The organism is Enterobacter sp. BIDMC 30 (genome assembly GCF_000534355.1).
Taxonomy (GTDB): domain Bacteria; phylum Pseudomonadota; class Gammaproteobacteria; order Enterobacterales; family Enterobacteriaceae; genus Enterobacter; species Enterobacter ludwigii.
The window spans coordinates 594,146-617,915 of sequence record NZ_KI973169.1 but is presented as its reverse complement, the minus strand read 5'-3'; the positions used below and the strand labels follow the sequence as shown (position 1 = coordinate 617,915).

Genomic DNA, 23,770 nt, shown 5'->3' with positions numbered 1-23,770 from the left:
AAAAATGAAATACAGTTTCGGATGAAATTAATCCGCGCCGAAATGATTACTTACGCAGAATAATATTTCTGCAATGGGGCCTTACCTAAGGGGATTATTAATCTCACTCAACTTTACCCGAACTTTATTAAATTTGACGTCACTATACCTTTCTGAAACCAGTTTCAGCGTAACCGTGTGACACTGGGACAAGCCAGCGCTGACGCGGTGTTAAAGCCATTCTGGAAAAGTTCCGGTACTCGCCTGAATGTTTTGTGACAGAGTGCAAATTCAGAGCCACAAAACCCAGACATAACTTGCAATAGTTCTCTTTCTGGCCGACCTTATAGCTATTAATTACGAAGCGCAAAAAAAATAAATTCTCTCGTTCCCCACAGTGAAGTGAAAACTATGTTGATTCCGTCTAAATTAAGTCGCCCGGTTCGTCTTGACCATACAGTGGTCCGCGAGCGTCTGCTGGCTAAACTTTCCGGCGCGCATAATTTCCGACTGGCGCTGGTTACGAGCCCTGCAGGTTATGGAAAAACAACGCTCATTTCGCAATGGGCCGCAGGTAAGAGCGACCTTGGCTGGTACTCCCTTGATGAGGGCGATAACCAGCAAGAGCGTTTTGCCAGCTATCTGATTGCCGCCATTCAGCAGGCAACCAACGGACACTGCGTCGCCAGTGAGGTCATGGTGCAAAAGCGCCAGTACGCCAGCCTGTCTTCCCTTTTCTCGCAGCTGTTTATCGAACTGGCCGAATGGCATCGCCCGCTGTACGTGGTGATTGATGATTATCATCTCATCACTAACCCGGTTATCCATGAATCGATGCGTTTCTTCCTGCGTCATCAGCCGGAAAACCTGACCCTGGTCGTGCTGTCGCGTAACCTGCCGCAACTGGGCATCGCCAACCTGCGCGTGCGCGATCAGCTGCTGGAAGTCGGCAGCCAGCAGCTGGCCTTTACCCATCAGGAAGCCAAACAGTTCTTTGACTGTCGACTGAACTCGCCAATTGAGGCCTCCGAAAGCAGCCGCCTGTGTGATGATGTCGCCGGCTGGGCGACGGCGCTGCAGCTGATTGCTCTCTCTGCCCGGCAAAATAACAGCCCGACGCACCAGTCTGCGCGTCGCCTGGCGGGGATTAACGCGAGCCATCTTTCTGATTATCTCGTCGACGAAGTGCTGAACAGCGTTGATCCGTCGACCCGAAATTTCCTGCTCAAAAGTTCTCTGCTGCGTTCCATGAACGACGCGCTGATCGTTCGCGTGACCGGCTGTGAAAACGGTCAGCTGCAGCTGGAAGAGATTGAGCGCCAGGGCCTGTTCCTGACCCGAATGGACGATCCCGGCGAGTGGTTCAGCTATCACCCACTGTTTGGCAGCTTCCTGCGCCAGCGCTGTCAGTGGGAGCTTGCGACGGAACTGCCGGAAATCCATCGCGCCGCCGCCGAAAGCTGGATGGCACAAGGTTTTCCGAGCGAGGCGATTCACCACGCGCTTGCCGCCGGTGATGCCGGCATGCTGCGCGATATCCTCCTTAACCACGCATGGGGCTTGTTTAACCACAGCGAGCTGACGTTGCTTGAAGAGTCACTGAAAGCCCTGCCGTGGGAGAGCCTGCTGGAGAATCCGCGCCTGGTGCTGCTGCAGGCCTGGCTGATGCAGAGCCAGCATCGCTACAGTGAAGTAAATACCCTGCTGGCACGTGCCGAGCAGGAGATGGAAAGCGATATGGATGCCACCCTGCACGGCGAATTCAACGCCCTGCGGGCGCAGGTGGCGATTAACGACGGTGATCCGGAAGAGGCGGAGCGCCTGGCGATGGTTGCGCTGGATGAACTGCCGCTGGCCAATTTCTACAGCCGTATTGTGGCCACCTCGGTACACGGTGAAGTTCTGCACTGCAAAGGCGAGCTGACGCGCTCCCTTTCGCTCATGCAACAAACTGAACAGATGGCCCGCCGCCACGATGTCTGGCATTACGCGCTGTGGAGCCTGATCCAGCAAAGTGAAATTTTGTTTGCGCAGGGGTTCCTGCAGGCCGCCTGGGAAAATCAGGAAAAGGCCTTCCAGCTGATTCGTGAGCAGCATCTGGAACAGCTGCCGATGCACGAGTTCCTGCTGCGCATTCGTGCACAGCTCCTTTGGGCATGGTCGCGTCTGGATGAAGCGGAAAGCTGCGCCCGTCAGGGTGTGGACGTTCTCTCCAGCTTCCAGCCACAGCAGCAATTGCAGTGTCTGGCGCTGTTGGTTCAGTGCTCGCTGGCGCGTGGCGATCTCGATAACGCCCGCAACCACCTTAACCGTCTGGAAAACCTGCTCGGTAACGGTCAGTACCACAGCGACTGGGTGTCCAACGCCGATAAGGTGCGGGTGATTTACTGGCAGATGACCGGCGACAAAAAATCCGCCGCCAACTGGTTACGTCAGACCCCTAAACCGGAATTTGCCAACAACCACTTCCTGCAGAGCCAGTGGCGCAACATTGCCCGCGTCCAGATCCTGCTTGGTGAATTAGACCCTGCCGAAATCGTGCTGGAAGAGCTTAATGAAAACGCCCGCAGCCTGCGGCTGATGAGCGATCTCAACCGCAACCTGCTTCTGCTGAACCAGCTCTACTGGCAGGCGGGCCGCAAAAACGATGCCCAGCGCGTCCTGCTGGAAGCGCTGCAGCTGGCGAACCGCACCGGGTTTATCAGCCACTTTGTCATTGAAGGTGAAGTGATGGCCCAGCAGCTGCGACAGTTGATTCAACTCAATACGCTGCCAGAGCTGGATCAGCATCGTGCCCAGCGTATTCTGCGCGAGATTAACCAGCACCATCGCCATAAGTTTGCACACTTTGATGAGAACTTCGTTGAACGTCTGCTGAACCATCCAGAAGTACCGGAACTGATCCGCACCAGCCCGCTCACTCAGCGCGAATGGCAGGTGCTGGGGCTGATCTACTCAGGCTACAGCAACGAGCAGATCGCCGGTGAACTGGCGGTGGCGGCGACCACCATCAAAACCCATATCCGTAATCTCTATCAGAAGCTGGGCGTCGCCCATCGTCAGGATGCGGTGCAGCATGCACAGCAATTGCTGAAGATGATGGGGTACGGCGTGTAATTCTGGTGCGCGTGGGTGCCCTCACCCGGGCCTGTTTTGCAGAAACTAAAAACGGCAACCTTCGGTTGCCGTTTTGCTTTTACGTCAGCACAGTTCCAGCTGCAGATTATTATCCTTAATCACCTGCATCACGCCTGCCGGCGGCATCACGTCGGTATAAACCGCATCAACCATGCTGATGCTGCCCATATTCACCATCGCGTTACGGCCAAACTTGGAGTGGTCCACCACGAGCATAACATGGCGTGAATTCTCAATAATCGCGCGCTTGGTGCGGACTTCATGATAATCAAACTCCAGCAGGGAGCCATCGCTGTCGATACCGCTGATCCCGAGAATGCCGAAATCGAGACGGAACTGAGAGATAAAGTCGAGCGTCGCTTCACCGATGATGCCGCCGTCGCGGCTGCGCAACTCGCCGCCCGCAAGGATGATGCGGAAATCGTCTTTCTGCATCAGGGTATTCGCGACATTCAGGTTATTGGTCACGACGCGCAGGTTTTCATGATCCAGCAGCGCATGGGCGACCGCTTCCGGCGTGGTGCCGATATCAATAAACAGCGTCGCCCCGTTAGGGATCTGGCTGGCGACTTTCCGCGCAATGCGCTCTTTCTCCGCCGTTTGCGTGGCTTTACGGTCATGCCATGAGGTATTGACCGAGCTGGACGGCAGCGCCGCCCCGCCGTGGTGGCGCAGAATACGGTTTTGATCGGCAAGGTCGTTCAGGTCACGACGAATGGTCTGCGGGCTGACGGCAAACTGCTCGACCAGCTCTTCGGTACTGACATATCCCTGTTTTTTAACCAGTTCGATAATGGCGTCATGACGTTGTGTTTGTTTCATCGATTATCCCTGAGAATTATGTTCGTTTTCGCGCATGGAGCGTGTCGGCAAACGCCATCGCCAGCCCAACGGCCAGCCCGGTGACGTGTGCACCATTGGCGATAGACATACCAAACAGATCAAACCATCCGGCAATTAGCCATATTAATGCAAAGGTTATTAACCCGCGTTGCAGATAGATGCCACTTTCAGGATCGCGCTCACCTCTGAGCCAGACATAGCCCATCAGGGCATACACAACACCTGATAATCCGCCAAACCATGGGCCGCTGAATTTGTGCTGCACATAGCCACTCAACAGGGCACTGATGACGGTGATCACAATCAGCTTCCCGCTGCCAAGACGCTTCTCGACGGCACCGCCAAGGTACCACCACCACAGCAGGTTAAAGAGAATATGCATCACCGAGAAGTGCATCAGCGCGTGGGTAAAATAGCGCCAGACGTCAACGTCCAGTGAAGGGTCATAGGGCCATGCCAGGGCGATCATGACGCTCTGGTCGCCGACCACGTTCATCATAATGAACACGATAATGCAGGCCGCCATCAGCAGCAGCGTAAACGGACCCGCGCGTTCGCGCACGGTGGCAAAGAAGGGAAAACGACGATAGTGCAGCCCGCTGCCCGTCTGGCCTGATTGCCAGCTTGCGGCCAGATAGCGCGGGTCGCCGGGGTTCTCAAGGAATCGCGCCAGCTCCTCATTTACCCTCGCGGCCTGGCTCTCGTCGGCCAGCCACACATCGGTCTGATGATGTTGCTGGATGGTCAGAATAACGCCCTGCGTCGCCATATAGTCGACAAACGCCTGGGCGACGCGCGGGTTGGTAAAAGAGGTGATCATCAACATGGGCAGCCGTCGCTTATTTCCACACAAAAGGGGACAGTATAGCGGTATCAGCGCTCAAACGCGTATTCAACTTCTGCCGGGAAATGACGATGCCAGGCATCGAAGCCGCCATCAACGCTGTAAACCGCATCGTAGCCCTGCTGAAGCAGGTACTGCGCTGCACCTTTACTGCTGTTGCCGTGGTAGCACATGACCATCACCGGCGTGTCGAAGTCGTTATCGCGCATAAACGCGCCCAGGGAGTCGTTGGTCAGGTGGAACGCGCCTGGCGTGTGGCCCATCGCAAAGCTCTGTGGATCGCGGATGTCCACCAGTACAGCCGTTCCCTGGTGCATTTTCTGATGGGCTTCTTCTACGTTAATACATTCAAACTGATCCATGGTGCTCTCATCTTATATTCAGGTGTGGTGCGCTTCCTCTCCCCCACTCTCTCCTGAAGTGAGAAGGTTGGGCGAGGGCATCAAGCGGCACTATTTTACCCCGTAGTGTACGTCCTGGCGGCGGGTAAACGCCATTATGTTATCCATATCACTCTAAATTGTTTTTTTGATGTTACCAAAAGCGCGTTCCTTTGCTATTATGAGCGATATCGAACATTTCTGAGCTTTAACGAAAGTGCGTGAGGGTGTTATGGAAACCAAAGATCTGATTGTGATAGGCGGTGGCATCAACGGTGCCGGGATTGCGGCCGATGCTGCAGGACGCGGTTTATCCGTGCTGATGCTGGAAGCTAACGATCTCGCCTGCGCGACCTCGTCCGCCAGCTCCAAACTGATCCACGGTGGCCTGCGCTACCTGGAACACTACGAATTCCGCCTGGTCAGCGAAGCCCTGGCCGAACGTGAAGTGCTGCTGAAAATGGCCCCGCATCTGGCGATTCCGATGCGCTTTCGCCTGCCCCACCGCCCGCATCTGCGTCCGGCGTGGATGATTCGAATCGGTCTGTTTATGTACGATCATCTGGGCAAACGTACCAGCCTGCCAGGATCGACCGGTTTGCGTTTTGGCTCAGAATCGGTCCTTAAACCTGAAATCGTGCGCGGATTCGAATATTCCGACTGCTGGGTAGACGATGCGCGTCTGGTCCTTGCCAATGCGCAGATGGTGGTGAAAAAAGGCGGCGAGGTGAAAACCCGCACCCGCGCCACGGCTGCCCGTCGTGAAAACGGCCTGTGGATTGTTGAAGCGGAAGACGTGGATACCGGCGAGAAGTTCAGCTGGAAAGCGCGCGGCCTGGTAAACGCCACCGGGCCGTGGGTGAAACAGTTCTTTGATGAGGGAATGCACCTGCCTTCGCCGTACGGCATCCGCCTGATCAAAGGCAGCCACATTGTCGTGCCACGCGTGCATACCCAGAAGCAGGCCTATATCCTGCAAAACGAAGATAAACGTATCGTGTTTGTGATCCCGTGGATGGACGAGTTCTCCATCATCGGCACCACCGACGTGGAGTACAAAGGCGATCCGAAAAATGTCGAGATCGACGAAAGTGAAGTCAGCTACCTGCTGAAAGTGTATAACGCGCACTTCAAAAAACAGCTGGCACGCGATGACGTGGTCTGGACTTACTCCGGCGTGCGTCCGCTGTGTGATGACGAATCGGACTCACCGCAGGCCATCACCCGCGACTATACGCTGGATATTCATGACGTGGACGGCCAGGCACCGCTGCTGTCGGTCTTTGGCGGCAAGCTCACTACCTATCGTAAGCTGGCCGAACACGCACTGGAAAAACTGGTGCCGTACTACAAGGGCATTGGCCCGGCCTGGACTAAAGGTGCCGTATTGCCTGGCGGCGATATCGGGGATAACCGCGATGATTATGCCGCGAAACTGCGCCGTCGTTACCCGTTCATCACCGAAGGGATGGCGCGTCACTACGCCCGTACCTACGGCAGTAATACGGAATGGATCCTGGGTGAAGCCAAAACGCTTGCCGACCTGGGTGAACATTTCGGTCACGAACTCTACGAAGCCGAACTGCGCTATCTGGTTGAGAACGAGTGGGTGCGCCGCCTGGATGATGCCATCTGGCGTCGTACCAAAGAAGGGATGTGGCTGGATGCCGAGCAGCAGTCGCGCGTGGCGCAGTGGCTGGCGCAGAACGCGGGAAAGCGTGAGCTGTCATTAGCATCGTGATGTAAAAAGGCCCGGTGGCGTTACGCTTCCCGGGCCTGCAGATCGCACAAGCCGGGTCAGGCGAAGCCGCCACCCGGCTCTGTTTTTTTATAACCGCACGGGATCGATATGCCAGATAGTTTCAGCATATTCTTTGATAGTACGGTCTGATGAGAAATAGCCCATATTGGCGATGTTATGCATCGCGGCGCTGGTCCACTTCTCCTGCTGACGGTACAACTCGTCCACGTTGTCCTGGCAGTCGACATAGCTGCGGTAATCCGCCAGCACCTGATAGTGGTCACCAAAGTTAATCAGTGAATCGACCAGATCGCGATAGCGGCTCGGCTCTTCAGGGTTAAACACGCCGGTGGCGATTTGCGTCAACACCTGGCGCAGCTCTTCATCTTCTTCATAGTACTCGCGCGGCGAGTAGCCCTTCCTGCGAAGCGCCTCCACCTCCTCCGTCGTGTTACCGAAGATAAAGATATTTTCTGCCCCGACATGCTCCAGCATCTCAACGTTCGCGCCATCCAGCGTACCGATGGTCAGTGCGCCATTCAGGGCAAACTTCATATTACTGGTGCCGGAGGCTTCCGTACCGGCCGTGGAAATCTGCTCAGACAGGTCCGCCGCCGGAATGATCAGCTGCGCCAGACTCACACTGTAGTTCGGGACAAAGACCACCTTCAGCTTGTCACCGATATCCGGATCGTTGTTGACCACCTTCGCCACATCATTGATGAGATGAATAATGTGCTTCGCCATGTAGTATGCCGACGCCGCCTTACCGGCAAAGATTTTCACCCGTGGCACCCAGTCGGCCGTTGGGTCGGCTTTGATGCGATTGTAGTGCGTGATCACGTGCAGCACGTTCATGAGCTGTCGCTTGTACTCATGGATACGCTTGATTTGCACATCAAACAACGCTTTCGGGTTGGCCACCACGTTCAGGTGCAGCGCAAGATACACCGACAGCCGCTTCTTGTTCAGAAGCTTGGCTTCACGCACGGCTTTGTTCACCGCCGGGAAATCCAGGTGCTGTTCAAGCTCGCCCAGTTGACTCAAATCGGTACGCCAGGTGCGGCCAATATGTTCGTCCAGGACGTCGGAGAGCGGCTGGTTAGCCAGCGCCAGCCAGCGACGCGGGGTAACACCGTTCGTCACGTTGCAAAAACGCGTCGGGAAGATCTTCGCGAAATCAGCAAACAGCGACTGCACCATCAGGTTCGAGTGCAGTCCGGAAACCCCGTTCACCTTGTGACTGATCACCACCGCCAGCCAGGCCATACGCACGCGGCGACCGTTGGATTCATCAATGATTGAAGCCCGGCTCAGCAGGCCAGTATCGTTTGGATACTGCTCCTGCAGCGTCTTCAGGAAGTAGTCGTTAATCTCAAAGATAATCTGCAGATGGCGCGGCAAAATTTTACCGAGCATGTCGACCGGCCAGGTTTCCAGCGCTTCGCTCATCAGGGTGTGGTTGGTGTACGAGAAGACCTGGCAGGTCACTTCAAACGCATCATCCCAGCTGAATTTGTGCTCGTCGATCAGCAGACGCATGAGCTCGGGGATCGAAAGCACCGGGTGGGTGTCGTTGAGGTGAATGGCGGTTTTTTCCGCCAGGTTACTGTAGGTTTTGTGCAGCTGATAGTGACGGCTCAGGATGTCCTGAATCGTCGCGGACACAAGGAAATACTCCTGACGCAGACGCAGTTCGCGTCCGGAATAGGTCGAGTCATCCGGATAAAGCACGCGGGAGACGTTTTCAGAGTGGTTTTTATCTTCCACCGCCGCAAAATAGTCGCCCTGGTTGAATTTACCGAGGTTGATTTCGCTACTGGCCTGGGCGCTCCACAGGCGCAGGGTGTTGGTGGCATCGGTGTCGTATCCGGGGATAATCTGGTCATAGGCCACGGCCAGGATCTCTTCCGTCTCAACCCAGCGGGATTTTTTTCCCTCCTGCTGAATACGGCCACCAAAGCGCACTTTGTAGCGCGTGTTGTGTCGTTTGAATTCCCACGGGTTGCCGTACTCAAGCCAGTAGTCCGGAGACTCTTTCTGTCGGCCTTCCACAATGTTCTGTTTGAACATGCCGTAGTCGTAGCGAATCCCGTAGCCGCGGCCCGGCAGGGCCAGCGTCGCCAGCGAGTCCAGGAAACAGGCGGCCAGGCGCCCCAGGCCGCCGTTACCGAGGCCCGGGTCGTTCTCTTCGTCAATCAGCTCTTCTAAATCTAACCCCATCTCTTCCAGTGCGGTTTTGACGTCGTCATAGATACCGAGCGACAACAGCGCATTGGACAGCGTGCGGCCAATCAAAAATTCCATCGACAGGTAATAAACCTGACGCGTTTCCTGCGAGAGCTGGGCGCGGTTAGAGCGCAGCCAGCGTTCCACTAAGCGGTCACGCACGGCAAACAGCGTGGCGTTCAGCCACTCGTGTTTGTTGGCGATGACCGGGTCTTTCCCGATGGTAAACATCAGCTTATAGGCGATAGAGTGCTTTAACGCCTCAACGCTGAGCGTGGGTGAAGAATAGCTAAAAGGAGCATTCATATCAGTAACTTCGCCTCGTTACATCAAGCGTTGATAAAGGTCGCGGTATGACTGCGCCGCAACGTGCCAGCCAAAGTCCAGGGACATCGCCTGACGCTGAACGTAACGCCACAGAGATGGACGGGACCACAAGACGAAAGCACGCCGAATCGCCCGCAGCAGCGACCAGGCATTACTGTCCTCAAAGACAAACCCGCTGGCGATACCGTCCGCAAGGTTTTCCAGAGAACTGTCCGATACGGTATCCGCCAGCCCGCCGGTACGACGTACCAGCGGCAGCGTGCCGTATTTCAGGCCATAAAGCTGCGTCAGGCCACACGGTTCGAAACGGCTCGGCACCAGAATGACGTCAGCACCGCCCATAATCCGGTGCGAAAACGCTTCGTGATAGCCAATCTGCACCCCTACCTGCCCGGGGTGTTCCGCCGCTGCCGCAAGGAAACCTTCCTGCAGCACCGGGTCGCCGGCACCGAGCAGCGCCAGTTGTCCCCCCTGCTCCAGTAAGCCCGGCAGCGCCTCCAGCACTAAATCCAGCCCTTTCTGGCTGGTCAGACGGCTGACGACGGCGAACAGCGGCACTTTATCGTTCACCTTCAGCCCCATCGCAATCTGCAGCTGGCGTTTGTTTTCCGCTTTGTCTTCCACGGAATCGCGGCCATAGCGTGCCGCCAGCAGAAGATCGGTCTCCGGATTCCAGATCTGCTCATCAACGCCGTTGAGGATCCCCGACAGGCGGCCCTCACGATGGCGCTGTCGCAGCAACCCTTCCAGACCGTTACCAAACTCCGGCTGGGTAATTTCCCGGGCGTAGGTCGGGCTCACGGCCGTAATGTGATCGGCGTAGTAGATGCCGGCTTTCAGGAACGAAATCTGCCCGTTAAACTCCAGCCCGTGCATGTTATAGAACGACCATGGCAGATCGATGTCATTCATGTGATGGGCATAGTACATGCCCTGATACGCCAGGTTGTGAACGGTAAAGACCGATTTCGCCGGGTGGCCGCGCGCCGCCAGATACGCCGGTGCAAGCCCGGCGTGCCAGTCGTGAGCGTGTACCACATTCGGGCGCCAGAACGGATCCAGCCCGGTTGCCATTTCAGCACCGACCCAGCCGAGCAGTGCGAAACGCAGCACGTTGTCGGTATAGGCGAACAGGTTCGTATCGTGATACGGGCTACCCGGTCGATCGTATAAATGCGGCGCATCAATCAGGTAAATGCCTACGCCATTGTAATGTCCAAACAGCAGGGTGATGCGGCCGGCGAAGGTTTCACGACGAGTGACCACCTTTGCATCTGGAATACCACGCCGGATATCCGGAAAAGCGGGCAACAGAACTCGGGTATCTACACCCCCGGCGATTTGCGCCGCAGGCAATGCGCCAAGAACATCCGCCAGACCGCCCGTTTTTAACAACGGGAACATCTCAGAACATACATGTAAAACCTGCATTATCGCTCCTGTTTGACCTGCAGCTTCCGCAACATTTCCCGTGTTACTAACACGATCCCCTCTTCCGAACGGTAGAAACGACGCGCGTCTTCTTCCGCATTTTCACCAATCACCATGCCTTCAGGTATGACGCAGGCACGGTCGATAACGCAACGGCGCAGACGGCATGAGCGTCCGACCCAGACATCCGGCAACAGCACCGCCGAATCGATATTACAGAATGAGTTCACGCGCACGCGGGGGAACAGCACCGACTGCACCACCACCGACCCCGAGATAATGCATCCGCCGGACACCAGCGAGTTCAGCGTCATGCCGTGGCTGCCGGAGCGGTCCTGAACGAATTTCGCCGGCGGCAGCGATTCCATGTGGGTACGGATTGGCCAGTTCTGGTCGTACATATCCAGTTCAGGCGTCACCGACGCGAGATCGAGGTTTGCCTTCCAGTAGGCCTCCAGTGTTCCGACGTCGCGCCAGTAAGGTTCAGCATTCGGATCAGACTGCACGCAGGACAACGGGAAGGGATGTGCATACGCCATGCCAGCTTTGGTAATTTTCGGAATGATATCTTTGCCGAAGTCGTGGCTGGAGTTTTCGTCTTTGTCGTCTTCTTCCAGTAGCGCGTAAAGATAATCAGCATCAAAGACATAGATCCCCATGCTGGCGAGCGATTTGGTATCGTCTCCTGGCATTGTCGGTGGGTTCGCCGGTTTTTCGACAAAATCGATAATCTTGTCGTCGGCGTCGACGTGCATCACCCCAAATGCCGTCGCCTCAGCAACAGGCACGGGCAGGCATGCCACGGTGCAACGCGCCCCTTTTTCGACGTGGTCGATCAGCATGTGGGAGTAGTCTTGCTTGTAGATATGATCGCCCGCGAGGATCACGATGTATTCCGCGTTATAACGACGAATAATGTCGAGGTTTTGCGTCACCGCATCCGCCGTCCCGCGATACCAGTTCTCACCGTGAACGCGCTGCTGGGCAGGCAGAAGATCGACAAACTCATTCATCTCTTCACTGAAGAATGACCAGCCGCGCTGGATGTGCTGCACCAGAGTATGCGACTGATACTGCGTAATGACGCCAATGCGGCGAATGCCTGAGTTCAGGCAGTTGGAGAGCGCAAAGTCGATAATACGGAACTTACCACCAAAGTGGACGGCAGGTTTGGCGCGTTTGATGGTCAAATCTTTCAGACGAGTACCACGCCCGCCTGCGAGTATCAGGGCAACAGTTTTTAATGGTAGCTGGCGTGCCAACATTAAGGGATCGTTCTTCTCTAATCTAACCATGACTAACTCCTTTTTTATCATCTTTGGAATACGCACACTCCGTGCGCAGGCCCGTGCCAGACAGCCATTACTACCGGATTATCCGCTCCGGCAAATGGGGGAACAGCGCGCCATTCCCCGTCAGGTAAAACAATCTCAGCGACGTCATCCGTCGCGTTCAGCGTGACCAGCCACCTCTCCGAAAGCAGGATTTGCAGGCGTGGTACGCCGTGTTGCCACTCTTGCGCGCTTAAGGGTTGCGCGTCTTGATTCAGCCAGCGGACATTACCGTCGCCCTCTTCCCACCAGCGATCGGCGGTGAGCGCGGGAATTTGCTGGCGAAGATGGATCAGCGCAGCGGTAAAATGAATCAACCCGCTGTTCGCTTCATCCCAGTCGAGCCAGGTCAACGTGTTGTCCTGGCAATACGCATTGTTGTTACCATGCTGACTGTGACCATGTTCATCGCCTGCCAGCAGCATCGGCGTGCCCTGCGACAATAACAGCGTTGTCAGCAGCGCATGCACGCTGGCGCGTCGCCGCTCGATAACATCAAGGCTTCCGCCTAACCCTTCTATACCATGATTGAAGCTATGGTTATTGTTAGTGCCATCGCGATTCTCCTCGCCGTTCGCTTCATTGTGTTTCTGATTGAAACAAACGCAGTCCCGGAGCGTAAAACCGTCGTGCGCCGTCAGCAGGTTGATCGTCGCAGACGGTCGTTTGCCATCACGCTTAAAAAGATCGCTGGATCCGGCAAAGCGTCCGGCGAACTCCCCCAGCGACAGATTCCGTTCCAGCCAGAAGCGGCGCGCGGCATCGCGATAGTGATCGTTCCACTCGGCAAACAGGGGCGGGAAATTCCCGACCTGATAACCCCCTTCACCGATGTCCCACGGCTCGGCAATGAGCTTCACCTGTGACAGCACCGGACAGTTTTTGATCGCTTCAAACAGCGGCGCCTGCTGGCTGAAGGCCGGCGTACGCCCCATAACCGGTGCCAGATCAAAACGAAAACCGTCGACGTGGAACGTGTCCACCCAGTACTTCAGGCATTCATACGCGAAATGCATGACCGCCGGGTGGCTGAGATTGAGCGTGTTACCGCAACCGGTCCAGTTGAAGTAATCGCCATCGTCCCTGATCCAATAATAGCTACGGTTATCAATTCCGCGCATGGAGAGCGTCGGTCCATCGAGATCGCTTTCCGCACTGTGGTTCAGTACCACGTCCAGAATGACCTCAATACCTGCCGCATGAAGCGCCTTTACCGCATCACGAAACTCGTCCCGCGCCTTGTCCGGATGAGCGGCATAGCGGGGTTCGAGCGCAAACATCGCCAGCGGGTTGTAGCCCCAGTAGTTACTGAGCCCCAGCCGCTGCAGACGAGGTTCACTGGCAAAATGCGCGACGGGCAACAGCTCCAGGGCCGTGATCCCGAGGTGCTTAAGGTAGGCAATCATGGTCGGATGACCGAGCGCCTTGTAGGTGCCGCGCATCTCTTTCGGGATCGACGGATGCAGATACGTCAGCCCTTTGACATGCGCCTCGTAGATAACGGTGTTGCCCCACGGCGTGCGCGGCGGGGCATCGTCTTCCCAGTCGTAGAGATCGTTCACCACCACGCTTTTAGGCGCCACGGGGGCGCTGTCGCGGTGGTCGGGTTCACCGTAGCCGACATGGAAAATAGGGTCGTCTTTAAACTCGCCATCCACGCGGTGCGCACACGGATCGATCAGCAGCTTCGCCGGGTTAAACCAGTGCCCCTGCGCAGGTGCCCACGGGCCGTGTACGCGATAGCCGTAGTGCATTCCTGGCCGTCCCCCGGCCAGGTAGCCGTGCCAGGTATCTCCTGTGCGAGACGGCAGGTCGTAACGATGTTCATTACCCTCGCCGTCAAATACGCACAGTTCAACCCGCTCCGCATGGGCAGAAAAGAGCGTGAAATTCACCCCCTTTCCATCAAAACGTGCCCCGAGCGGTTCGGGTTTACCTGCCGTAAGCTGGGTCATTCCCCCTCCCGGATCAGCCAGATGGTGCTGAGCGGCGGTAGCGTAAGGCTCAGGGAATTCGGTCGCCCGTGGCTTTCAATGGCATCGCTTTGCACCAGACCACCGTTACCGGCATTGCTGCCGTGGTAGTGCGTGGAATCGGTATTCAGGATTTCACGCCACTTGCCGGCCTGGTTAATCCCGAAGCGATAATGATGGCGCGGTACAGGGGTAAAGTTGCTGGCGACGATAATTTCGTTGCCGGCTTTATCCCGCCGCACAAAGACAAACACCGAGCGCTCATGGTCATCCACCACCAGCCACTCGAAACCGTACGGGTCAAAATCAAGCTCATGCAGGGCTTTGTGGTGACGGTAGGTCAGGTTCAGGTCCCGCACCAGACGCTGTACGCCGTGGTGCCAGTTGTCGCCCCCTTCCAGCAGATGCCAGTCGAGGCTGGTGTCGTGGTTCCACTCGCGCCCCTGGGCGAACTCATTGCCCATAAACAGCAGTTTTTTACCCGGGAAGGCGAACATCCAGCCGTAGTAGGCGCGCAGGTTGGCGAACTTCTGCCATGCATCGCCCGGCATGCGGTCGAGAATGGATTTTTTGCCATGCACCACTTCGTCATGCGACAGCGGCAGCATGAAGTTCTCGGTGTAGTTGTAGAGCAGCCCGAAGGTGAGTTTGTCATGGTGATACTGACGGTAGACGGGATCCAGCTTCATGTAGTCGAGCGTGTCGTGCATCCACCCCAGGTTCCATTTGTACCAGAACCCCAGTCCGCCGGTTGACGGTGGACGGGAGACGCCAGGGAAGTCGGTGGACTCTTCCGCCATCGTCACCGCACCTTCGACCTGCTCGCCGATAATACGGTTGGTGTTGCGCAGAAACTCAATCGCTTCCAGGTTTTCACGGCCGCCATACTCGTTCGGGATCCACTCGCCTTCTTTGCGGCTGTAGTCGCGGTAGATCATCGACGCCACGGCATCAACGCGCAGGGCATCAATGCCAAAGCGCTCAATCCAGTACAGCGCATTGCCCACGAGGTAGTTTGCCACTTCACGACGACCGTAGTTGTAGATCAGCGTGTTCCAGTCCTGGTGATAGCCTTCGCGCGGGTCGCTGTGCTCGTACAGCTTAGTGCCGTCAAACTCTGAAAGACTAAAATCATCGGACGGGAAATGGCCCGGCACCCAGTCGAGGATCACGTTTAACCCGGCGGCGTGCGCGGCATTGATAAAATAGCGGAAGTCATCGCGCGTGCCGAAGCGACGCGTCGGGGCATACATCCCGGTCGGCTGATAACCCCAGCTTCCGTCGAACGGGTGTTCATTAATTGGCAGCAGCTCAAGGTGGGTAAAGCCCATCCATTTCGCGTACGGAACCAGCTGGTCGGCAAGCTCCCGGTAGCTGAGCCAGAAGTTGTTATCGGTATGGCGACGCCAGGAACCGAGATGCACTTCGTAGACGGAGATTGGCGCATCAAAGCGGTTGGCCTGCTTGCGTTCTTCACTCTGGACAACTTTTTCCGGCAGGCCGCAAATCATTGACGCGGTTTCCGGACGCATCTGTGCTTCGAAGGCGTACGGGTCGGACTTAATACGCAGCTTGCCGTGCGCATCGATCATCTCGAATTTATACAGCTGGCCGTTGTGCGCGCCGGGGATAAACAGCTCCCAGATACCGCTTTCGCGGCGCAGACGCATCGGGTGACGACGGCCATCCCAGTAGTTGAACTGGCCAACAACGGAGACTCGCTGGGCGTTAGGCGCCCACACGGCAAACCGCGTGCCGGTGATGCCATCCATCGTATCGGCATGGGCACCCAGCGTTTCATAAGGTCGCAGGTGGGTACCTTCAGACAGCAGCCACGCGTCCATCTCCTGTAAAAGAGGCCCAAAACTGTAGGGATCATCGATGAGATTTTGCTGACCATGCCAGATAACGGCAAGCTGATAACGAAAAGGGTTTTTACGACGGGGCATTACGCCCGAAAAGAAGCCACGAGAATCGAGGCATTCCAGATTGCCGACCTTGCGGCCGGTTTTGGGTTCGATAACCCACACTTCTGTGGCATCCGGTAACAGTGCCCGGACTTCCAGCCCGGCCTCGGTACGGTGCATCCCCAGTACGGAAAAGGGGTCGGCAAAATGACCCGCAATAAGCGCATTAATCACGTCTCTATCCACACGATCGGACATGGTATTCATCCTGTTTTTTATGTCGTCCTTTTTTAGCGCCTGGGACGACTTTAATGTGACCTGAACGGGCATCCTCTCAGCCCCGTCCTAACCTCAGGTAAGAAATAACTCTTCCTTAAAGCATAGCCAACGCTCTAAATGACTCCTGATAAAAAATAAGACATATGCGTTTTACTCCATGTAGTACGCGGAAAAGGGGGTGAAAATCACCCCCCGGGGTTTAACAAATTATTACGCCAGCTGGCGCAGCATGCGACGCAGCGGCTCGGCTGCGCCCCACAGAAGCTGGTCGCCGACGGTGAATGCAGAAAGGAACTCCGGCCCCATGTTCAGCTTACGCAGACGACCCACCGGGGTGGTCAGCGTGCCGGTGACGGCAGCCGGGGTCAATTCACGCATGGTGATGTCGCGATCGTTTGGAACCACTTTCGCCCACGGGTTGTGTGCAGCCAGCAGCTCTTCCACGGTCGGAATCGACACATCTTTTTTCAGTTTAATCGTGAAGGCCTGGCTGTGGCAGCGCAGCGCGCCGATACGTACGCACAGACCGTCAACTGGAATGGTGTTCGCGGTATTGAGTATTTTGTTGGTCTCAGCCTGACCTTTCCACTCTTCGCGGGTCTGGCCGTTATCCAGCTGTTTGTCGATCCACGGGATCAGACCACCGGCCAGCGGTACACCAAAGTTATCCACCGGCAGCTCGCCGCTGCGGGTCAGCTCGGTGACTTTACGCTCGATATCGAGAATAGCGGAGGCCGGGTTTGCCAGCTCGGTTGCAACGCTGTGGTGCAACTGGCCCATCTGCGTCAGCAGCTCGCGCATATGACGCGCACCGCCGCCGGACGCGGCCTGGTAAGTCGCCACGGAGACCCACTCCACCAGGTCCTGCGCGAACAGGCCGCCGAGGGACATCAGCATCAGGCTGACGGTGCAGTTACCGCCGACAAAGGTTTTTACGCCGTTGTTCAGGCCGTCGGTGATGACGTCCTGGTTGACCGGGTCGAGAATGATGATGGCATCGTCTTTCATGCGCAGTGAAGACGCCGCATCAATCCAGTAGCCCTGCCAGCCGCTTTCACGCAGCTTTGGATAAATTTCGTTGGTATAATCGCCGCCCTGGCAAGTGACAATAATGTCGAGTGCCTTCAGCGCTTCCAGATCGAAAGCATCCTGCAACGTACCGGTGCTGCCGCCAAAAGAAGGTGCAGCCTGGCCGAGCTGGGAAGTGGAGAAGAAGACCGGGCGGATGGCGTCAAAATCGCGCTCTTCAACCATGCGTTGCATGAGAACAGAGCCGACCATACCGCGCCAGCCGATAAAACCAACGTTTTTCATAGCATTTTTTTCCTGCAGAGGGTGTGTGCTGATTGTGCAAACCAGTATTCAACTGGGATATGCTTCACATTACAAAATGCTGCCAAAGTCGCAAGCGAAATTAATCGATGATGGCCCCCCAATCAGAAATAGCGCTAATCATCATAATAACCATAGAGAGTTTCAGGGATAATTTTAATGAGTGAAATCATATCCGCGGCGGTTTTATTGATCCTGATAATGGATCCTCTGGGCAACCTGCCTATCTTCATGTCGGTGCTGAAGCACACCGAACCCAAACGCCGTCGGGCGATCATGATCCGCGAGCTGCTTATCGCGCTGCTGGTGATGTTCATCTTCCTGTTTGCCGGTGAGAAAATCCTCGCCTTCCTGAATCTGCGTGCCGAAACGGTTTCGATTTCCGGTGGGATTATCCTGTTCCTGATAGCGATTAAGATGATTTTCCCGAGCGCCGAAGGCAGCAGCAGCGGCCTGCCCGCGGGGGAAGAGCCGTTTATTGTGCCGCTGGCGATTCCCCTTGTCGCCGGACCGACGATTCTGGCAACGCTGATGCTGCTGTCGCATCAGTACCCCAATCAGATGAGCCATCTGGTGATTGCCTTGCTGATTGCCTGGGGCGGGACGTTTATCATTCTGCTGCAGTCGTCGTTGTTCCTGCGTCTGCTGGGTGAGAAAGGCGTAAACGCGCTGGAGCGCCTGATGGGGTTGATTCTGGTGATGATGGCGACGCAGATGTTCCTGGACGGGATCCGCGCGTGGATGAAGGGCTAGGTAAAAACAAAAAAGGACAACTCACGTTGTCCTTTTGCTTTTAGCCGGGTTTAACTCAACAGCGTAAACGCAATCATCCCGACAATGGCACCCGTCGTGCCGAGGATGGTTTCCATCAGCGTCCAGGTTTTCAGGGTTTGCGCTTCGGTCGCACCGGTAAATTTACCGAACAGCCAGAAGCCGGCGTCGTTGACGTGTGACACCACAATCGACCCGCCCGCAATACAGATTGAGAGCGCGGCCATCTGGGCACCGGAGTAGTTAAGCTGTTCAATCACCGGCATCACCAGACCCACGGCGGTTAAACATGCCACCGTCGCAGAGCCCTGGATGATACGCACCGCCGCAGCCAGTACGAAACAGGTCACCGCAATGGGCAGCCCCATGCCGGTCAGGGCTTCGCCCAGCGCCGGACCCACGCCGGAATCCACCAGCACCTGTTTGAACACGCCACCGGCACCGATCACCAGCAGAATGATACCCGCCGGCTGCAGCGCATGGCCGCAGATTTCCATCACTTTGTCTTTCGGCATGCCCTGACGCATCGCCAGGCCGTACATCGCCACCAGACACGCCACCAGGATCGCCGTGAACGGGTGGCCGATAAACTCAAACCATTCGTACGCGGTAGACCCTACCGGCACGAAACGCGCGGCGATGGTTTTCAGCCCCACCAGCACCAGCGGCAGCAGGATTAGCGCCAGGCTGAAGCCGAAGGACGGCATTTTGCCTTCGCCAAGGTGTGGCTCGGTGACGTCATCCGGAATGTGAAGCTCAACGTAACGGCTGATGAAGTTGCCCCACAGCGGGCCGGCAATAATCATTCCCGGGATCGCTGCACACAGACCAATCAGGATCATCCAGCCAAAATCGGCGTGCATCTGAGAAGCCAGCAGCATCGGCGCAGGCCCAGGCAGCAGGAACGCCGCCGCAGCCGCCACGCCCGCAAACAGCGGAATCACAAGCTTCACGAGGTTAGTGCCGGTATGGCGCGCCATCGAGAACGCCACGCTAATCAGCAGCACCACGGCCACTTCGAAGAACAGCGGCAGCGCACAAATCAGACCGGCGAGGCCAATCGCGTAGTGCGCACGGCTGTGTCCGAAGGATTTGAGCATTTTGACGGCAATCTGGTCGACTGCGCCCGTCTCATGCAGGATCTTGCCAAACATCGCGCCCAGCGCGACCACAATGGCCAGGAAACCCAGCGTGCCTCCCATCCCTTTTTCCATCGTCGCTGCGATCTTATCGAGCGGCATACCGGAAAAGAGACCTGCACCAATAGACACCACCATTAAGGCAACGAAAGCATGCATACGCGCTTTCATCACTAAAAACAGCAGCAGCAATACGGAACCAACTGCTGTTAAAACTAGCGTTAATGTACTCAAAACTTACTGCCTTTTATTAATGACCTCGATGGTGCTGGCAACAACACCCTCCAGTGACTGATCGATATCAACCACTAAGACGTCTTTCTCATCGTCGCCCGGCTCCTGCAACGCTTCGAACTGCGTCACCAGCATCTGGGTTTTGAAGAAGTGGCCTTTACGCGCCTTCAGACGGCTCTCAATCACCTCGAAATCGCCTTTCAGGTAGATGAAAGAGAGGTTCGGGTTGCCGTCACGCAGCAGGTCGCGGTAGGTTTTTTTCAGCGCGGAGCAGACGATCAGGGAGACCTTGTTGGTACGCTGCATCGCGAACGCGGCGTCATTCAGCGCCTGCAACCACGGTTTGCGGTCGTCATCGTTCAGCGGCTCGCCGGAGGCCATTTTCATGATATTGCTGCGCGGATGGAGGAAGTCGCCATCAAGAAACGCCGCATGAAGTTGATGCGCCACTTCGCTGGCCACGGCAGATTTACCGCTACCGGAAACGCCCATCAGGACGTAAACGTGGTGATCATGATTAGTCGTGCTCAAAGGGTGTCCCTCAGTCAATTGTTACGGGTAACAGTTATCGGTAACATTGTCCTGCCGGGGCAAAAGAGAAGCAATATCCAAACGTGCGCGAAGTGAATAAGTGTGACCCACTTCAAATTTGTCAGCTTAAATAGATCCACCCGGTGACAAGGTGAAACCTAAATCTAACATTTTCGGCGTCACCGTCTCGCCACGTATGCGCGCCAGCAGGCGTTCTGCGCCAATACGGCCCATACGTTCACGCGGTGTCAGGACGCTCGCCAGACGGGGTTCCATCACCTGGCCGATATCGTGGCCGTGGAAACCGGCAATCGCCATGTCTTCGGGGATCTTCAGCCCCAGACGCTGGCATTCGAACGCTGCACCGACCGCAAGGTCATCGTTGGTACAGAAAATACCGTCCAGTTGCGGATACTCGCGTCGTGCCTGACGCATCAGCTCAATACCCGACGTGTAGGATGACGACTGCTCAACCATCACGCTGTACGGTGTTAAACCGGCGTCGAGCATTGCCTGCTCGTATCCCTTCTGTTTGATGATAGTACGTTCATCCAGACGTGCACCCAGGTAGGCAATGTGGCGATGGCCGCGGGCAATGATAGCCGCCGTCATCTGGCGCGCCGCTTCGAAGTTATCAAAGCCCACCGCAATATCGAGACACGGCGACTGGCTGTCCATCAGCTCCACCACCGGAATGCCTGCCACTTCAATCATTTTTAGCGTACGGGGGGTGTGAGTACGTTCGGTTAAAATCAGACCGTCGATGTTCCAGGAGAGCATGGACTCAAGACGTTCTTCTTCCAGTTCCGGCTTGTACCCATAGTGAGCGAGCATGGTCTGATAGCCAAAGGCATCGGTCACGCTTTCAATGCCGCGCAACACTTCGGCAAAAACCTGGTTGGTTAAGGAAGGCAGGAGGACGCCAACCGCGCGGCTGGTCGCATTCGAAAGAATATCGGGGGCGCGGTTAGGGATATACCCCAGTTCATCGAGGGCAGCGGCAATCTTGCCACGCAACGCCACGGAAACCTGTTCCGGGTTACGTAAAAACCGGCTGACCGTCATTTTGGTCACACCGACGCGATCGGCTACATCCTGAAGTACGGGGCGTTTCTTTTTCATCGTCCTGAGAAATCGTAAGTGATAGATTTGCTCAGTTTATCACGGACAAAGCCCATCCTTCCCCTGTCAAAGGGAAGGATGGGCATTTATTTATGATTTATTACACCGGTGGCAGATCAAACAGCAGAATTTCGCTTTCACTGTCGGCATGCACGGACAGTGCCTGCTCATCCCAGATTGCCAGACCATCCGCCGTGGTAGCTTTCGTGCCGTTAATAGACACCTCGCCTTTCACCACCTGGATCCAGACGCGGCGGTTAGCGGCAATCTGATGGACAGACTGTTCGTCTTTTGCCAGCGCCCAGCGGTACAGTTCCATATCCTGGTGCACTTTCAGCGAACCGTCACGCGCATCCGGAGAGAGCACCAGCTGTTTGCCCTGTTTAGCATCAAAGCGGCGCTGTTCGTAGCGCGGGGTGATGCCGGTTTCTTCCGGAATGATCCAGATTTGATACAGGTGCAGTTTTTCCGTTTTGCTTGGGTTGTATTCAGAGTGACGCACCCCGGTACCCGCACTCATAATCTGGAACTCGCCCGCCGGAACCTGCTCTTTGTTACCCATGCTGTCCTGGTGCTCAACCGCCCCTTCCAACACATACGTCAGGATTTCCATGTCTTTGTGCGGGTGGGTACCGAAGCCCTGGCCTGCATCAATCACGTCATCGTTAATGACGCGCAGTGCGGAGAAGCCCATAAAGTTCGGGTCGTAGTAGTCAGCAAACGAGAATGAATGCCATGAGTCCAGCCAGCCATGATTCGCGTGACCACGTTCGTTTGCTTTGCGTAAGTAGATCATTGTTTCACCCTCAGTTCGTTTCGATGGAGTAAGTGTGGACGCAAACGGCCTGGGATCATAGAGGGTGAAAATTGACTCCTCTGTTCAAAAATTTAGAACAAGCAAAGAGGAGTCATGTTTTCTTATCTGGCGAGGGTTATCGTGGCAGGAGAGGCCTGTTCGAAGGCCCGTTCAAGGAGTTCGAGATTGGTCATAACTTCAGATTCCTTGACGTAATTGGGCGCACCGTTAGTCAGGGTCTCATACAGCGCATCGTAAACGCGGCCATAGTCACCCGCTTCGGGTTTCACGTCCTCTTTAACGGTGATGCCCTCTGCGTTGACATACTCCAGCACGCCCACGGAGTCATCCGCCGCAAACCTCGGGTCGCCTGGCATAATGTTCGCCTTCAGGCTGGTCTCCTGCTGGTCGATACCGTACTTGATAAACGAGCCTCTGGTGCCATGCACAATAAATTTCGGGTAGTCAATTTTCACCAGATGGCTGGTTTTGACGATGGCTTTCAGGTCGCCGTAAAACAGCTGGGCTTCGAAGGTGTCATCCGGATTGGCTTTGTTGCGCAGGCTGCGGATGTCGTACGCCATGTGGTCCGGTCGGCCAAACAGAGAGATGATTTGATCGAGCGTATGCACGCCCAGACCATAGAATGAGCCATCCTGCGGCAGGCCGGGATGCGTTTCGGCCACCGGACGGTAGTAATCAAAGTGGCTTTCAATCTCGACGATGTCACCCAGTTTACCGCTCTCAATCACTTTTTTTGCCGTCAGGAAGCAGCTGTCAAAGCGGCGGTTTTGGTACGGCGTGACGGTCAGCCCTTTGCGCTTCGCCAGGTCAAACAACGTTTTCGCCTCTGTCATTGTCGGGGTAAACGGCTTTTCCACCAGCACGTTTTTGCCCGCCTCCAGCGCGCGTTTTGCGTACTCGAAATGGCTGTCAGCGTGGGTACAGACAATCACCAGTTTGACCTGCGGATCGTTGAGGACCTCATCAAGATCGCAGGTGAAATGAATATGGGAGTACTGGGGAGACTGCTCTTCCGGCTTCGCGCGACGCCGGTAGATATGGGCAACGTGCCAGCTGTCTTTGCGGTTGAGAACATACGGAAGGTGGTAACGCGTGGTGCTTTTGCCAAATCCAATAAATGCGCAATGTAATGTCATGGCTCAGTCCTTTTTAAGGTTACTGAGTGCAACCATAGCGCAAGTTTTGCCCTCACCCCAGCCCTCTTGCACGGGGAGCGGGCGAAAAAAGACAAAAAAAAGCCAGCGAAAAGCTGGCTAAAGTAATACTGGAAGCAATGTGAGCAATGTCGTGCTTTCAGGTTCCCGTAGGGGTCTTCCTGAACGCAGAGCAATAATAATCATTCTCATTCGCACTTGTCCAATCTTTTTTGCAAAAATTAGCAGTTGACTCAAATTTTAATCTCACTGATGTTGGAATGGA

17 protein-coding genes are annotated in these 23,770 nt (G+C 55.8%); 3 read left to right on the top strand and 14 right to left on the bottom strand.

Annotated features, from left to right (window positions below; all coding sequences use genetic code 11):
* Window positions 1-390 precede the first annotated feature (390 nt).
* Window positions 391-3,096 (top strand): HTH-type transcriptional regulator MalT, encoded by a 2,706-nt coding sequence (malT, locus tag L466_RS19345; protein WP_032679122.1) that lies wholly within the window; start codon window positions 391-393, stop codon window positions 3,094-3,096.
* Window positions 3,097-3,180: 84 nt separating this feature from the next.
* Here the strand turns inward: malT and L466_RS19350 are convergent, their stop codons facing one another.
* From L466_RS19350 to glpE, 3 genes are read right to left on the bottom strand one after another with little or no spacing between them, the layout of a single operon-like run.
* Entirely contained in the window at window positions 3,181-3,939 is a 759-nt protein-coding gene (locus tag L466_RS19350) for a DeoR/GlpR family transcriptional regulator (RefSeq protein ID WP_008503060.1), read from the bottom strand.
* 16 nt (window positions 3,940-3,955) lie between these two features.
* Entirely contained in the window at window positions 3,956-4,786 is an 831-nt protein-coding gene (gene glpG, locus L466_RS19355) for a rhomboid family intramembrane serine protease GlpG (protein WP_032679123.1), read from the bottom strand.
* Between the two features lie 47 nt (window positions 4,787-4,833).
* Window positions 4,834-5,166, bottom strand: coding sequence for a thiosulfate sulfurtransferase GlpE (gene glpE, locus L466_RS19360; RefSeq protein ID WP_020884562.1), 333 nt, complete (start codon window positions 5,164-5,166; stop codon window positions 4,834-4,836).
* Window positions 5,167-5,416: 250 nt separating this feature from the next.
* Between glpE and glpD the strand changes: the two genes are divergently transcribed.
* Complete coding sequence (gene glpD / locus L466_RS19365) at window positions 5,417-6,925, top strand: glycerol-3-phosphate dehydrogenase (protein WP_025202849.1); 1,509 nt, start codon at window positions 5,417-5,419, stop codon at window positions 6,923-6,925.
* An 87-nt stretch (window positions 6,926-7,012) separates the two neighbouring features.
* Here the strand turns inward: glpD and glgP are convergent, their stop codons facing one another.
* The 6 genes from glgP to asd all read right to left on the bottom strand — a co-directional run bounded on the left by glgP (window position 7,013) and on the right by asd (window position 17,716).
* On the bottom strand, window positions 7,013-9,460 hold the full coding sequence (gene glgP, locus L466_RS19370) for a glycogen phosphorylase (RefSeq protein ID WP_014171981.1): 2,448 nt from the start codon (window positions 9,458-9,460) through the stop codon (window positions 7,013-7,015).
* A gap of 18 nt (window positions 9,461-9,478) precedes the next feature.
* A complete protein-coding gene (gene glgA / locus L466_RS19375) occupies window positions 9,479-10,912 on the bottom strand; it encodes a glycogen synthase GlgA (protein ID WP_014171982.1) in 1,434 nt (477 codons plus the stop codon).
* Window positions 10,912-12,207: a glucose-1-phosphate adenylyltransferase gene (glgC, locus tag L466_RS19380; protein ID WP_020884559.1), complete on the bottom strand. Its 1,296-nt coding sequence runs from the start codon at window positions 12,205-12,207 to the stop codon at window positions 10,912-10,914. Before glgC ends, glgA begins: the two co-directional genes overlap by 1 nt.
* 17 nt (window positions 12,208-12,224) lie before the next feature.
* On the bottom strand, window positions 12,225-14,198 hold the full coding sequence (gene glgX, locus L466_RS19385) for a glycogen debranching protein GlgX (RefSeq protein ID WP_032680137.1): 1,974 nt from the start codon (window positions 14,196-14,198) through the stop codon (window positions 12,225-12,227).
* A complete protein-coding gene (gene glgB, locus L466_RS19390; protein ID WP_020884557.1) occupies window positions 14,195-16,381 on the bottom strand; it encodes a 1,4-alpha-glucan branching enzyme in 2,187 nt (728 codons plus the stop codon). The genes glgX and glgB overlap by 4 nt, the downstream gene beginning before the upstream one ends.
* Window positions 16,382-16,612: 231 nt before the next feature.
* Window positions 16,613-17,716 carry an aspartate-semialdehyde dehydrogenase gene (asd, locus tag L466_RS19395; protein ID WP_014171986.1) on the bottom strand — a complete coding sequence of 368 codons (1,104 nt, stop codon included), beginning with the start codon at window positions 17,714-17,716 and terminating at the stop codon, window positions 16,613-16,615.
* A 177-nt stretch (window positions 17,717-17,893) separates the two neighbouring features.
* Between asd and yhgN the strand changes: the two genes are divergently transcribed.
* On the top strand, window positions 17,894-18,487 hold the full coding sequence (gene yhgN / locus L466_RS19400; protein WP_003861574.1) for an NAAT family transporter YhgN: 594 nt from the start codon (window positions 17,894-17,896) through the stop codon (window positions 18,485-18,487).
* A gap of 50 nt (window positions 18,488-18,537) precedes the next feature.
* Here yhgN and gntU read toward each other — a convergent pair whose 3' ends face one another.
* From gntU to L466_RS19425, 5 genes are all read right to left on the bottom strand, one after another.
* Entirely contained in the window at window positions 18,538-19,878 is a 1,341-nt protein-coding gene (gntU, locus tag L466_RS19405) for a gluconate transporter (protein ID WP_014171987.1), read from the bottom strand.
* A 3-nt stretch (window positions 19,879-19,881) separates the two neighbouring features.
* Window positions 19,882-20,409 (bottom strand): gluconokinase, encoded by a 528-nt coding sequence (gene gntK, locus L466_RS19410; RefSeq protein WP_020884556.1) that lies wholly within the window; start codon window positions 20,407-20,409, stop codon window positions 19,882-19,884.
* A 126-nt stretch (window positions 20,410-20,535) separates the two neighbouring features.
* Window positions 20,536-21,531, bottom strand: coding sequence for a gluconate operon transcriptional repressor GntR (gntR, locus tag L466_RS19415; protein ID WP_014171989.1), 996 nt, complete (start codon window positions 21,529-21,531; stop codon window positions 20,536-20,538).
* A gap of 100 nt (window positions 21,532-21,631) precedes the next feature.
* Entirely contained in the window at window positions 21,632-22,327 is a 696-nt protein-coding gene (locus tag L466_RS19420; RefSeq protein WP_014171990.1) for a pirin family protein, read from the bottom strand.
* Between the two features lie 122 nt (window positions 22,328-22,449).
* Window positions 22,450-23,487: an oxidoreductase gene (locus L466_RS19425; protein WP_032680136.1), complete on the bottom strand. Its 1,038-nt coding sequence runs from the start codon at window positions 23,485-23,487 to the stop codon at window positions 22,450-22,452.
* Window positions 23,488-23,770 lie beyond the last annotated feature (283 nt).

Coding starts and splice junctions, on each gene's coding strand:
- malT (WP_032679122.1), top strand. CDS start 391: ATGTTGATTCCGTCTAAATTAAGTCGCCCGGTTCGTCTTGACCATACA.
- L466_RS19350 (WP_008503060.1), bottom strand. CDS start 3,939: ATGAAACAAACACAACGTCATGACGCCATTATCGAACTGGTTAAAAAA.
- glpG (WP_032679123.1), bottom strand. CDS start 4,786: ATGTTGATGATCACCTCTTTTACCAACCCGCGCGTCGCCCAGGCGTTT.
- glpE (WP_020884562.1), bottom strand. CDS start 5,166: ATGGATCAGTTTGAATGTATTAACGTAGAAGAAGCCCATCAGAAAATG.
- glpD (WP_025202849.1), top strand. CDS start 5,417: ATGGAAACCAAAGATCTGATTGTGATAGGCGGTGGCATCAACGGTGCC.
- glgP (WP_014171981.1), bottom strand. CDS start 9,460: ATGAATGCTCCTTTTAGCTATTCTTCACCCACGCTCAGCGTTGAGGCG.
- glgA (WP_014171982.1), bottom strand. CDS start 10,912: ATGCAGGTTTTACATGTATGTTCTGAGATGTTCCCGTTGTTAAAAACG.
- glgC (WP_020884559.1), bottom strand. CDS start 12,207: ATGGTTAGATTAGAGAAGAACGATCCCTTAATGTTGGCACGCCAGCTA.
- glgX (WP_032680137.1), bottom strand. CDS start 14,198: ATGACCCAGCTTACGGCAGGTAAACCCGAACCGCTCGGGGCACGTTTT.
- glgB (WP_020884557.1), bottom strand. CDS start 16,381: ATGTCCGATCGTGTGGATAGAGACGTGATTAATGCGCTTATTGCGGGT.
- asd (WP_014171986.1), bottom strand. CDS start 17,716: ATGAAAAACGTTGGTTTTATCGGCTGGCGCGGTATGGTCGGCTCTGTT.
- yhgN (WP_003861574.1), top strand. CDS start 17,894: ATGAGTGAAATCATATCCGCGGCGGTTTTATTGATCCTGATAATGGAT.
- gntR (WP_014171989.1), bottom strand. CDS start 21,531: ATGAAAAAGAAACGCCCCGTACTTCAGGATGTAGCCGATCGCGTCGGT.
- L466_RS19420 (WP_014171990.1), bottom strand. CDS start 22,327: ATGATCTACTTACGCAAAGCAAACGAACGTGGTCACGCGAATCATGGC.
- L466_RS19425 (WP_032680136.1), bottom strand. CDS start 23,487: ATGACATTACATTGCGCATTTATTGGATTTGGCAAAAGCACCACGCGT.